The organism is Streptomyces sp. NPDC048600 (assembly GCF_055587025.1).
The window spans coordinates 1-11214 of sequence record NZ_JBVJGZ010000020.1 but is presented as its reverse complement, the minus strand read 5'-3'; the positions used below and the strand labels follow the sequence as shown (position 1 = coordinate 11214).

Sequence of the window (11214 nt, the reverse complement as noted above, 5' to 3'; positions counted from 1 at the left end):
GGTCGGCCCCGCGACCTCGCCGGGTAAGCCGCAGTACCTTGCGGGAGTCGGCCGCACGACTTCGCGGAGGTCAGCGGCGCAACCTCGCGAGAGTCAGCGGCGCGACCGCGTGATGTCAGTGGCGTCCTGTTGTATGGACCCATGGAGCACGTGAGCAACGCGGATCTGCGGACGGAGGCCGACTCGGTCCTCGCCCGCCTCGTCGGAGATGCCACCGGCACGGCACGGCTGCGCGAGGACCAGTGGCGGGCCATCGAGGCACTGGTCGCCGACAAGCGCAGAGCCCTGGTCGTGCAGCGCACGGGCTGGGGCAAGTCCGCGGTGTACTTCGTCGCCACGTCGCTGCTGCGGTCGCGGGGCAGCGGACCCACCGTGATCGTCTCCCCGCTGCTCGCGCTCATGCGCAACCAGGTCGAGGCCGCCGCACGGGCCGGCATCCATGCCCGGACGATCAACTCCTCGAACACCGAGGACTGGGACGCGATCCAGGACGAGATCGCGGCCGGCGAGGTCGACGTCCTGCTCGTCAGCCCCGAGCGGCTCAACAACCCCGACTTCCGCGACCAGGTGCTGCCCCGGCTCGCGGCGGCCACCGGCCTGCTCGTCGTCGACGAGGCCCACTGCATCTCCGACTGGGGGCACGACTTCCGTCCCGACTACCGCAGGCTGCGGACCATGCTCGGCGACCTGCCACCGGGCGTGCCCGTGCTCGCGACCACCGCCACCGCCAACGCGCGTGTGACGGCGGACGTCGCGGAGCAACTGGGCACGGGCGGGTCGTCCGACGCACTGGTGCTCCGGGGCCCGCTGGACCGGGAGAGCCTGAGCCTCAACGTGCTGGCGCTTCCCGACGCCGCGCACCGCATGGCCTGGCTCGCCGATCATCTGGACGACCTTCCGGGTTCGGGCATCGTCTACACCCTCACCGTCGCCGCCGCCGAGGAGGTCACGGCCTTCCTGCGGCAACGCGGTCACACCGTGGCCTCGTACACCGGCAAGACGGAGAACGCCGACCGTCAGCAGGCCGAGGACGACCTGCTGAACAACAAGGTCAAGGCGCTCATCGCCACCTCCGCGCTGGGCATGGGCTTCGACAAGCCCGATCTCGGCTTCGTCGTGCACCTCGGCTCCCCGTCCTCCCCCATCGCCTACTACCAGCAGGTCGGCCGCGCCGGACGCGGCGTCGAGCACGCCGAAGTCCTGCTGCTGCCCGGCAAGGAGGACGAGGCGATCTGGCAGTACTTCGCCTCCCTGGCCTTCCCTTCGGAGGACCTGGTCCGCCGTACCCTCGACGTCCTGTCTAGTACGGACCGCCCGCTCTCGCTGCCTGCCCTCGAACCACTGGTGGAACTGCGGCGATCCCGGCTGGAGACCATGCTCAAGGTCCTCGACGTGGACGGGGCGGTCCGGCGGGTCAAGGGCGGATGGATCGCGACGGGGCAGCCGTGGACGTACGAGGGCGAGCGCTACGAGTGGGTCGCGCGCCAGCGTGCCACCGAGCAGCAGGCCATGCGGGAGTACGCCTCGACGACGGGCTGCCGGATGGAGTTCCTCCAGCGCCAGCTGGACGACGAGGCGGCCCGCCCCTGCGGTCGCTGCGACAACTGCGCGGGGGCCCGCTTCACCGCGGACACCACCGACGCCTCTGTGGACGCCGCACGGGTCGACCTCGGGCGGGCCGGAGTCGATGTCGAGCCGAGGCGCATGTGGCCGACGGGGCTTCCCTCGATCGGCGTGAATCTCAAGGGACGCATTCCTGCCGACGAGCAGGCCGCGCCGGGGCGCGCCCTGGGGCGGATGTCGGACATCGGATGGGGGAACCGGCTGCGTCCGATGCTCGCGCCGCAGGCTGGGGACGGTCCCGTTCCGGACGACGTGGCACGCGCGGTCGTGGGTGTCCTCACGGACTGGGCCAGGGGCCCGGGTGGCTGGGCATCCGGCGACGCGGACGCGCCACCCCGCCCCGTGGGTGTCGTCACCATCGCCTCCCGCACCCGCCCCCAGTTGATCGGCTCCTTGGGGACACGGATCGCCGAGGTCGGCCGGCTGCCTCTGCTGGGCGCCGTGGAGTACGCGCACGACGGGTCGCACATCTCCCGCAGCAACAGCGCGCAACGCCTCAAGGCCCTCGACGGGGCGCTGGTCGTACCTCCCGCTCTGAAGGCGACGCTCGATCAAACGCGGGGACCGGTCCTCCTGGTGGACGACTTCACCGAGACGGGCTGGACTCTCGCGGTGGCGGCACGCATGCTCCGCCAGTCGGGTGCGGCCGGGGTGCTGCCCCTGGTGCTTGCCGTCCAGGGCTGAACCGGCCGGTCCACCGTCCGGCATCTACAGTTCCCCGTGAGGTTCCCGGTGCGTCACGGTCTTCCGGGCATCATCTGGGGCCTCACGGGGTAGTGATATAAGCCACGCATCGCTTGATAAGGGGCGGTGGCCCCAATTGCTCGTTGCCGCATCCCAGTTCGACAGGAAGAATTGGAGTCCGCTCCCCGCACGGCCCGGTCCGTGGCCCGGAAGGGCTTCACTGCGGTGCGCGCTCCCCTGAATTCCACCCCGCCCGCAGTGTGGGCGCGTAGCCGAAGGGAGGATCGTGACCTTCGGATTCGCTCCGTCTCCCACGGCATCGACGTCGACGTCCGCCGACCTGTCCACCGCTTCCGCCGCCCGTGTGCTGGAGCCTGCGGAATGGGCCGCGGCCGGTATCCCTCTGCTGCGCAATCCCCGCGAGGTCGTCAGCGGACTGCACGCACGGCACCGCCCCGGGCTCTCGACGGCGATCGTGGCCGTGCTGGACCAGGACGAACGGCTGCGGGCGAGCGCCTCGTTCACCCGCCGGTCGGCGCCCGCCGACGGCTGGATGTTCCGCAACTCCCTGCTGGCCCAGCTCCGCCGGGTCATCCCGCACGACCTTCGGCGCCGTACACCCGCGCGCACCGCGATCCTGCTCTACTGCCGGGACGGCGACGCCCGCTGGACCGAGGAGGACGGCGCCTGGATGTGGGGGCTGCGCGACGCCTGCACACTGCACGGGCTGCGGTGCGGGGCGTACATCACGCTCACGCACGACGGCTGGCAGGTGCTCGGCGAGGGCCGAGCCGGTCGCCGCCCCAGCGTGGACTCGGCTCCCGAACCCTTCGACGCCATCCAGGTCCCTCCGGCGCTGCCGCGTACCGGCGGCGCGGGATCCGACGGCCTGCGGCGCGTGGCGGCCCGCTGAACGAATCCGCCGACGCTCTCACGCGCGGCGGCGCGCCGGTTCCGACGGGAGCGGGCGGGCGGCGGCCCGCTGCTCCGACGTCGTGTTCACCGATGGCGGCCAGTCGGTTCGGGTGAGGAACCGCACGGGTGGCGGCGGCACACCTGGTGGCCCCGTCAGCGTGCTCACAGATCTCCGCAGTGCGCTGCGGCTCGCATTGGGGGCTTCGGCAGAGAGATCGGGCAGTTGCCGCCTGGGAGAAGGCGGCGGTGCCTCGCCCCAGGGCTCGAACCGGCCAGGTCGGCACCGGGCGGGCCGGTGAACCCGGCCTGCCCGCAGTCGCACCGCTCCTAAGGCTCCGCGCCGCACCGCGAGCCGCGGCGCACGCGGGCGCAGACCAAGCGGAGGCACGCATCAGCGCGCTTCCGGTCGTCCGCGCCTCGGCCCTTGTGAGGTGACGGCCGAGGCGGCGGCCTCGTCGCCCCGTCTCGTCCCGAACGTCTCAGGACGGGGTCAGACGCCCGCGCCCAGAACCGAGTTGATCTGCTGCGGGTCTCCACAGACGACCAGCAGAGCACCGGCCCGGGTGAGGGCCAGCGGCAGCGTCTGGGCGGCCGCGGCGTCGGACCCGCCGTTGACCGCGACCACGACCACGGGCCTGGTCGCCGCACGGCCGACATGCGAGGCGTCGGCGTAGAAGACGTCGTCACCGGAGTCGTGCAGAGCCCAGTAGGCGGTCTCTCCGAAGGAGAGCTCGTGCGCGGCCCACGGGTGCTGTTCTCCGGTGGTGATCACCAGAACGTCACCCGGGGCTCGGCCCGAGTCCAGAAGCATGTCCACGGCTTCGTCGGCGGCGTCGAGCGCGCCTTCGGCGGAGGCCGGGATCAGCTGGATCTGCGGCGCGGCGGAAGCCTTGCCGGAAGCGGTGGGGGTTGCCGGGCCCGAAGGGCCGGGCTCGACGGTGGCCACGTCGCGCGGGGTGCGCTGGGCCGGCGGCGTGGGCCGAAGCGGTCCCGGGCGACCGGGGCGCGGCGGCGCCACGGGGCGGGGGCCGGGTACGGGGCGGGGGGTCGGCGCGGTACGGCCGCTGGACGGCGTGGCGCGGGGACCCTGGGCACTCTCGTGAATCTGAGGCTCCTCGGGGATGAGAGGCATGAGCTGATGTCTATCAAACGTTGGTGCGGCTCGCGTCAGCGGGTGGCACATACGTGCGAGCGGAACCGTCAGAAATCGAAGCCGAGCTGACCCTCGATTTCCGGAGCGCTTCCGTCCGCCCAGCTGCGGGCCTTCTTGAGGTGCCGCCACTGGGGCAGCGCATCAAGATACGCCCACGACAGCCGGTGGAAGGGAGTGGGTCCCCATTCCTCCAGCGCGGCCTTGTGCACGGGCGACGGATACCCGGCGTTGTCCGCAAAACCGAAGTGTGCATGTTCGATACCCAGTTCGGCCATCATTTTGTCGCGCTGGACCTTGGCGATCACCGAGGCCGCGGCGACGGCGACGCAGGAGCGGTCACCCTTGATCACCGTGCGGACCTGCCACGGGGCGCCCAGGTAGTCGTGCTTGCCGTCGAGGATGACCGCGTCGGGGCGCACCGGCAGGGCGTCCAGAGCGCGCCCCGCGGCCAGCCGCAGGGCGGCCGTCATGCCCATCCGGTCGATCTCCTCGTGAGAGGCGTGGCCCAGCGCGTAGGAGGTCACCCATTTCTGGAGTTCCCCGGCGAGCTCGGTCCGCCGCTTGACGGTGAGGAGTTTGGAGTCGGTGAGACCTTCGGGGGGCCGGCGAAGACCGGTGACCGCCGCGCAGACGGTGACGGGACCGGCCCAAGCGCCGCGCCCCACCTCGTCGACACCAGCGACGATCTTCGCTCCGGTCGTGGCTCGAAGGGAGCGCTCGACGGTGTGAGTAGGTGGTTCGTACGCCATGACGCCCTTAGCCTACGACGCCCGGAAGCCCCCGCGACACCCCGGTTTCCCCGTGGAGCTTCCAGCGGCCGGGGGCGTCCGTCAGAGGGTGACCGGCCGCAGCAGCGGCATCATCAGCAGGTCGATGAGCTCCTCGAGATCCACGTCGTTCCATTCACTCGCGCACATCTTCGAGCGGTACATCATCATCGCCGGAATGACGTCGAAGACATAGCCGTTGGCCGCGTCGCCCCGCACCTCGCCTCGCTCTATCCCACGGGTGACGACCTCTCGGAGCAGCTTGATCGTCGGCTCCACGACCGAATCGAAGATCACACCCTGGAAGCGCTCGGCCTGAGTGGGATCACATTCGTGAATGACCGCACGCAAGGCGTGACCGGGGCGGGAGTACATCGCGTCCCGCGCCTGGCGGCACAGGGCCAGCAGATCCTCACGGACGCCGCCCAGGTCCGGCGCCCCTTCCAGCTGGGGCAGTCCCGCCTGCAGAGCGTCGACGACGAGGTCTTCCTTGGAGGGCCAGCGACGGTAGACGGCGGCCTTCCCGGTCTGGGCGCCGGCCGCGACCCCCTCCATGGTCAGGCCCTTCCAGCCGACCGTGCCGAGCTGCTCCAGGGCGGCGTCGAGGATCGCGCGTTCGAGTACCGCGCCGCGCCGACGGACCGAGGCCGGCCGAGCGGGGGCGGCCGTCCAGGGCGAGGTAACCATCGAGTCTCTCCAGCGAACAGAAGCGGGGAATCCCGGAAACGGTCCGGGACAACGGGGACGCGTCACCTTGCGGGGACGGGGGAATCGACGCGCCGAGGCGGCGCCAGTGAACGCTTGCGTTCTCTACAAGGGCCTCACTACCGTGGACACAACAGTGAACGCCATCGTTCACTAAGGCATTTGTGGGGGACCCATGGTGACGACCTCTCAATTGACTCAGCACCAGAAACGAGGTGAGGCGCGCCGGGCGGGGCATCCCGGCATCGCGCTCACCGTCATCGCGGCCTGCCAGCTCATGGTGGTCCTCGACGCGACGATTGTGAACATCGCACTCCCGCACATTCAAGGCGCTCTCAACTTCAGCACGACCGATCTCACATGGGTGGTCAGCGCCTACACACTCACGTTCGGCGGGCTGCTGCTCCTGGGCGCACGCGCCGGTGACATCCTCGGCCGCCGCCGGGTCTTCATGGCCGGCATCCTGCTCTTCACCTTCGCCTCGCTGCTGGGAGGACTCGCCCAGGAGCCCTGGCAGCTGCTCGCGGCACGCGCCCTCCAGGGTGTGGGTGGAGCGATCGCCTCGCCCACTGCGCTGGCGTTGGTCACGACCACGTTTCCCGAAGGCCCGGAACGCAACCGGGCCTTCGGCGTCTTCGCCGCGGTCTCCGCGGGCGGTGGCGCCGTCGGTCTCCTCGCCGGCGGCATGCTCACCGAGTGGCTCGACTGGCGCTGGGTCCTCTTCGTCAACGTGCCCATCGGCGTACTGATCGCCGTCCTCACACCGATCTACATCAGCGAGTCCGAACGGCATCCCGGCCGCTTCGACATCGCCGGCGCGCTGACCTCGACCCTGGGTATGGCTTCGCTGGTCTACGGCTTCATCCGCGCGGCCGAGGACGGCTGGCGCGACGGACTGGCGCTCGGCTCCTTCGGTGCCGCCCTGGTACTGCTGCTCGCGTTCGTCTTCATCGAGACGAGGGCCAGGGAGCCGATCACCCCGCTGAAGATGTTCGCCGACCGCAATCGCTCCGGCACGTACGTGATCATGCTGTGCCTGGCCGCGGCGATGTTCGGCATGTTCTTCTACATCGTGCTGTTCGTGCAGAACGTGCTCGGCTACAGCCCGATCAAGGCGGGCCTGGCCTTCCTTCCCGTCACGGTCGCGATCGCGGTCGGCGCGGGGCTGTCGCAGCGGTTCCTGCCCACCCTCGGCCCCAAGCTGTTCATGATCACGGGTTCCGCCCTGGTGACGGCCGGTCTCGCCTGGCAGAGCCTCGTCACCCCGGACAGCTCGTACGCGGGCGGGGTGCTCGGGCCGATGCTGGTGTTCGGCTTCGGTATGGGGCTCATCTTCGTGACGGTGACGGTGACCTCGGTCTCCGGAGTCGCCCAGCACGAGGCCGGTGCCGCGTCCGGGCTGCTCAACGCCACGCAGCAGGTCGGCGGTTCGCTCGGCCTGTCCATCCTGACCACCGTCTTCGGCACCGCCAGCGCTGATGAGGCGAAGAAGCAGCTGCCGGACTTCATGGCCGACGGCACGGCCGAGCAGAAGGCGCAGTTCGCTCAGACACACCAACTGCCCGCGCCCTGGGGGTACGAGGTGCTCTCGCACGGCATCGCGGCCTCCTTCGTCCCGGCCGCCGCGATGGCCGTACTCGCCCTGGTCACCGCCGTGTCGGTGGTGCGGTTCCGCAAGAGCGACCTGGACGCGCTGGCGGGCAACGCCGGGCCGATGGGCGGCTGACGGAGGAACACACCGGTCCGGCCCCGGCAGTCGGCCGACGGGCGTCGCAGGGAGACGCCCAGGGCTGCCGGGCCGAATCGTCCACGGCACCGTCCGCACGACCGCGGACGGCACGGCCGTTCGCCCGCTCCGGCGAATCGCCGCGGCCACCGCGCAGCACACGATCACGGTCAGCATCCACAGCGACTCCATGCCCGATCACCCCCGCCGCCACCGTCGTCCGGAATCCGCATGCACCCCTCTCGTGCAGCGCTCACCCCGACAACGCCCGGCAATCACGGAGAGTTCCCGGCGGACACGGAGAGTTTTCAGTGCGCAGGGCGCGGACAGTGTTCTCCCGCGGACACGCGAAGGGTCGGACCCTGCTCGCCCGGAGGCACGCCAAGGCTCGGACAGTGCCCACCCGGGGACACGACAAGGCTCGGCAGGCGGAAGGCCAGGACCGCCCACCCGCCCGGCCCGGCTAGGCGTCGGTCGGCACCCAGTCCGGTACCGCCTCGGTCCGGTCCACCCAGGCGGCGGGCGGCGCCCCGGCCTTCCCCGCGGCGAGCACTCCACCGACGATCGCGCAGGTGGTGTCCACGTCGCCGCCGACCTGGGCCGTGGTCCAGAACGCCTGCTCGTAGTCCCCGAGACTGCGGGCGGCGGACCAGAGGGCGAAGGGCACGGTGTCGTGGGCCGACGTACGCCGTCCGCATCCCAGCACCGCTGCGACCGTGGCCGCGTCGGCGTAGTCCAGCATGTCCCGGGCGCGGCGCAGACCGGCGCCCACCGCGCTCCTTGGCACGAGGGCGATCACGTCGTCGAGGAGCGACTCGGGGCTCGGCGGCCCGCTGGGCGCACCGACCAGCGCCGCCGCGGCGGCCACGGCCATGGCACCGACCACGGCCTCACGGTGCTGGTGCGTGGGGTAGGCGGAGATCTCCGCCTGGTGGGTGGCCTGCTCGGGATCGTCCGCGTACCAGGCGCCAAGGGGCGCGATGCGCATCGCGGCGCCGTTGCCCCAGGACCCCTGGCCGTTGAAGAGGGCGGCTGCCAGTTCGCGCCAGTCGCCGCCCTCCCGGACGAGTCGCAGGAGGCGGTTGACGGCGGGGCCGTAACCCCGGTCGAAGTCGTGGTGCTCGGCGAAGGACAGGGCCAGGGCGTCCTGGTCGATGCGGTGGTGGGTGGCGAGCACGGCCACCACGGAGCAGGCCATCTCCGTGTCGTCCGTCCACTGCCACGGGCCGTCCGGGAGCTCACGGCGCTTGAGCAGCGGGTAGTTCGCCGGCACGAAGAACTGCGAGCCCAGCGCGTCACCCACCGCCAGTCCGCGCAGGCTGGACAGGGCGCGCTCGAAGCGCCCTGCGGAAGAGGAATCAGCGGTCATCGCCCTGCCACCCTATCCGGTGATCCCGTACGGCTCAGGATCCCGCCAACGTTCGAATGGCCGGTCGAGCGTGTACTTGTCGTCGTCTCCGAGAACGAGCATCCGCATCTCTCCGTTCCCGGGATTGGACAACGACTCGAAATCCGCGACCGACCAGTGGAACCAGCGCATGCAGAACAGCCGCATGGCCAGGCCATGGGTCACCAGCAGCACGTTGGGCGGATGGTCGGGGGCCTCGAAGCTGCGGTACAGGCTCTCCAGGAAGCCGCCCACCCGGTCGTAGACGTCGGCGCCGCTCTCGCCCTGGGCGAAGCGGTAGAAGAAGTGACCGTAGGCGTCCCTGTACGCCTTCTGGAGCCGTACGTCGTCGCGGTCCTGCCAGTTCCCCCAGTCCTGCTCGCGCAGCCGTGGTTCCTCGCGCACGCGTATGCGTTCGGGGTCCAGGTGGAAGGCGCGGAGGGTCTCGAGCGTGCGGCGGTAGGGGGAGACGTACACGCTCACGTGTTCGCGGCCGAACAGTTCGCGCAGGTGCTTGCCCCTCTCCTCGGCCTGCCGCCAGCCGCGTTCGGTGAGGGCGAGCGCGTGGTCGGGCTCGCGCTCGTAGACGGTGTCATCAACGTTGCCGGTTGACTCGCCGTGCCGGACAAGGATGATGCGCCGTGGTCGTGCCATGCCAAAACCCTAGATCGAGCGAGGCCGTACAGAGCACCGGTACGGGCTCCATACGGCGTAGGTCACACCATCCGCACACCCGTGGACACACCGTGCGCACACGGCACTCGTGGGCGCGTGACGACCGTGGCGGCCGTGGAGACGTGGCCGGCGGGAAGCCGTCGCGTCGCGCGGCGACCGAGGAACCGTCACACCGTCCAGGAGGGCTCCAGTTCCACGATGTCCCCCGTGAGGGCGGCCACGTCGGCCTCGGTCTGGGCGCGCAGCGCGAGCCGTTCCACCCGCTCGGTCCGGTATTTTCCGTGCTCGGCGGCCGACCGCCACATCGACAGAACCATGAACTCGTGTCCCGGCGCCTCGGCGAACAGCCCGCGGATCATGCCGGGCGAACCGGCCATCGCCGGATTCCAGACCTTCTCCTGCATCAGCGTGAAGTTGTCCACGCGCTGCTCATGGACACGGCACAGGGCGACCCTTATCAGGTCCGCGTCGGTGAAGCGCGGCTCGAAACCGGTCTTCACGTCGAAGCGGTACTCGAACAGCCTGACCTGGGCATCCTTGAAGGTGCCGGCCTGGGACGCGGCGAGCCGGTCGTGCGAGCGCGCCATGAAGGAGTCGTAGAAGGCGCGGCTCTCCCAGAAGGCGAAGACATGGGCCACCGACGGCCGTCCCCGGCTCCAGCCGCCGCCCTGCCCGCGAAAACCCGGTTCGCCGGGAAGCCCCGCCCATTTCCGCTGCCCGCGCTCGAAACCGCGGCGGTCCACCACGGTGCAGCGAATCCACTTGACCAGCACCGCGCCATGGTAAGGCCACGGAGCGTGGCGAGGGTCGCGCTCGTCCACACAGCTCCCCGGCGGCGGTACGCGTGGACGTGACAGGATGGCAACCGGCTTCCGCCGCACGGAAGTTGGGTCCGCAGACGAAACGGGGAAGGGGAGTTCGGTGAGCGACCTCATCAAGGGCATCCACAAGGTCGAGGTGGCTCTGAAGTGGGATCCGAGCCCAGCGGGACAGCCGCCCACGGACCTGGACCTGGTGTCCGCCACCTATCTGCGCGACGCGCCGTACGGCGATCCCGCCTACGTGGTCCACTTCGACAGCCGCTCCCCAGACGGCACGATCCATCTGAACCGGGACAGCAAGGACGGCAAGGGCCTCGGCTGGGACGAGGTCATGATCTTCGAGCTGGACCGTCTCAATGCGCGCTACGCGCGCGTGGTCGTCGGCGTCATCCTCCAGCAGCGGCCCGCCGGGCGGACCTTCGTCACGGTGGCCAACCCGGGCCTGAGGATCCGTGAGGGGTACACCGACCTCGCCGTGGACGACTTCGGGACGGTCCTCGGCGCGACCGCCGTGACCGTCGCCGAGTTCATCCGTGACGAGGCCGGCAACTGGGACTTCCAGCCGGGCCTGCACGCCTTCGAGGACGATCCGGCGGCGTTCATCCCCTCCATGGGCGCCATAAAGCGTCCCTGACGGCTCGGAGCGGCCCAGGGCGAGTGGGCTCGGGGGGGGGGGGGGGGGGGGGGGGGGGGGGGGGGGGGGGGGGGGGGGGGGGGGGGGGGGGGGGGGGGGGGGGGGGGGGGGGGGGGGGGGGGGG

Annotated in this window: 10 protein-coding genes; 4 read left to right on the top strand and 6 right to left on the bottom strand. The window is 70.8% G+C overall.

The genetic code is table 11. From position 1 onward, the window contains the following. Window positions 1-141 precede the first annotated feature (141 nt). The gene (locus ACZ6SQ_RS25150) at window positions 142-2307 is read left to right on the top strand and encodes a RecQ family ATP-dependent DNA helicase (RefSeq protein ID WP_469565838.1); all 2166 of its coding nucleotides are present in this window, start codon (window positions 142-144) and stop codon (window positions 2305-2307) included. A 286-nt stretch (window positions 2308-2593) separates the two neighbouring features. Then, on the top strand, window positions 2594-3220 hold the full coding sequence (locus ACZ6SQ_RS25145) for a hypothetical protein (protein WP_469565836.1): 627 nt from the start codon (window positions 2594-2596) through the stop codon (window positions 3218-3220). 492 nt (window positions 3221-3712) lie between these two features. On the opposite strand, the gene ACZ6SQ_RS25140 is transcribed toward ACZ6SQ_RS25145, so the two are convergent. The 3 genes from ACZ6SQ_RS25140 to ACZ6SQ_RS25130 all read right to left on the bottom strand — a co-directional run bounded on the left by ACZ6SQ_RS25140 (window position 3713) and on the right by ACZ6SQ_RS25130 (window position 5829). After that, complete coding sequence (locus tag ACZ6SQ_RS25140; RefSeq protein WP_469565834.1) at window positions 3713-4354, bottom strand: hypothetical protein; 642 nt, start codon at window positions 4352-4354, stop codon at window positions 3713-3715. 68 nt (window positions 4355-4422) lie between these two features. Further along, on the bottom strand, window positions 4423-5124 hold the full coding sequence (locus ACZ6SQ_RS25135; RefSeq protein ID WP_469565832.1) for a ribonuclease HII: 702 nt from the start codon (window positions 5122-5124) through the stop codon (window positions 4423-4425). 81 nt (window positions 5125-5205) lie between these two features. Continuing rightward, window positions 5206-5829 (bottom strand): TetR/AcrR family transcriptional regulator, encoded by a 624-nt coding sequence (locus ACZ6SQ_RS25130; protein WP_469565830.1) that lies wholly within the window; start codon window positions 5827-5829, stop codon window positions 5206-5208. Window positions 5830-6022: 193 nt separating this feature from the next. Between ACZ6SQ_RS25130 and ACZ6SQ_RS25125 the strand changes: the two genes are divergently transcribed. After that, the gene (locus ACZ6SQ_RS25125) at window positions 6023-7573 is read left to right on the top strand and encodes an MFS transporter (protein ID WP_469565828.1); all 1551 of its coding nucleotides are present in this window, start codon (window positions 6023-6025) and stop codon (window positions 7571-7573) included. Between the two features lie 463 nt (window positions 7574-8036). Here ACZ6SQ_RS25125 and ACZ6SQ_RS25120 read toward each other — a convergent pair whose 3' ends face one another. The 3 genes from ACZ6SQ_RS25120 to ACZ6SQ_RS25110 form a co-directional block, all read right to left on the bottom strand. Beyond that, entirely contained in the window at window positions 8037-8942 is a 906-nt protein-coding gene (locus ACZ6SQ_RS25120) for an ADP-ribosylglycohydrolase family protein (protein WP_469565826.1), read from the bottom strand. 12 nt (window positions 8943-8954) lie between these two features. Beyond that, window positions 8955-9614 (bottom strand): histidine phosphatase family protein, encoded by a 660-nt coding sequence (locus ACZ6SQ_RS25115; RefSeq protein ID WP_389326917.1) that lies wholly within the window; start codon window positions 9612-9614, stop codon window positions 8955-8957. 188 nt (window positions 9615-9802) lie between these two features. Next, complete coding sequence (locus tag ACZ6SQ_RS25110; protein WP_469565823.1) at window positions 9803-10408, bottom strand: YdbC family protein; 606 nt, start codon at window positions 10406-10408, stop codon at window positions 9803-9805. Window positions 10409-10556: 148 nt separating this feature from the next. Between ACZ6SQ_RS25110 and ACZ6SQ_RS25105 the strand changes: the two genes are divergently transcribed. Continuing rightward, window positions 10557-11090, top strand: coding sequence for a TerD family protein (locus ACZ6SQ_RS25105; RefSeq protein ID WP_469565821.1), 534 nt, complete (start codon window positions 10557-10559; stop codon window positions 11088-11090). Window positions 11091-11214: the final 124 nt, after the last annotated feature.

Bases quoted from the DNA above. Each gene is read 5' to 3' on its own strand.
- ACZ6SQ_RS25135 (WP_469565832.1), bottom strand. From the start codon at position 5,124: ATGGCGTACGAACCACCTACTCACACCGTCGAGCGCTCCCTTCGAGCC.
- ACZ6SQ_RS25150 (WP_469565838.1), top strand. From the start codon at position 142: ATGGAGCACGTGAGCAACGCGGATCTGCGGACGGAGGCCGACTCGGTC.
- ACZ6SQ_RS25115 (WP_389326917.1), bottom strand. From the start codon at position 9,614: ATGGCACGACCACGGCGCATCATCCTTGTCCGGCACGGCGAGTCAACC.
- ACZ6SQ_RS25140 (WP_469565834.1), bottom strand. From the start codon at position 4,354: ATGCCTCTCATCCCCGAGGAGCCTCAGATTCACGAGAGTGCCCAGGGT.
- ACZ6SQ_RS25125 (WP_469565828.1), top strand. From the start codon at position 6,023: ATGGTGACGACCTCTCAATTGACTCAGCACCAGAAACGAGGTGAGGCG.
- ACZ6SQ_RS25120 (WP_469565826.1), bottom strand. From the start codon at position 8,942: ATGACCGCTGATTCCTCTTCCGCAGGGCGCTTCGAGCGCGCCCTGTCC.
- ACZ6SQ_RS25130 (WP_469565830.1), bottom strand. From the start codon at position 5,829: ATGGTTACCTCGCCCTGGACGGCCGCCCCCGCTCGGCCGGCCTCGGTC.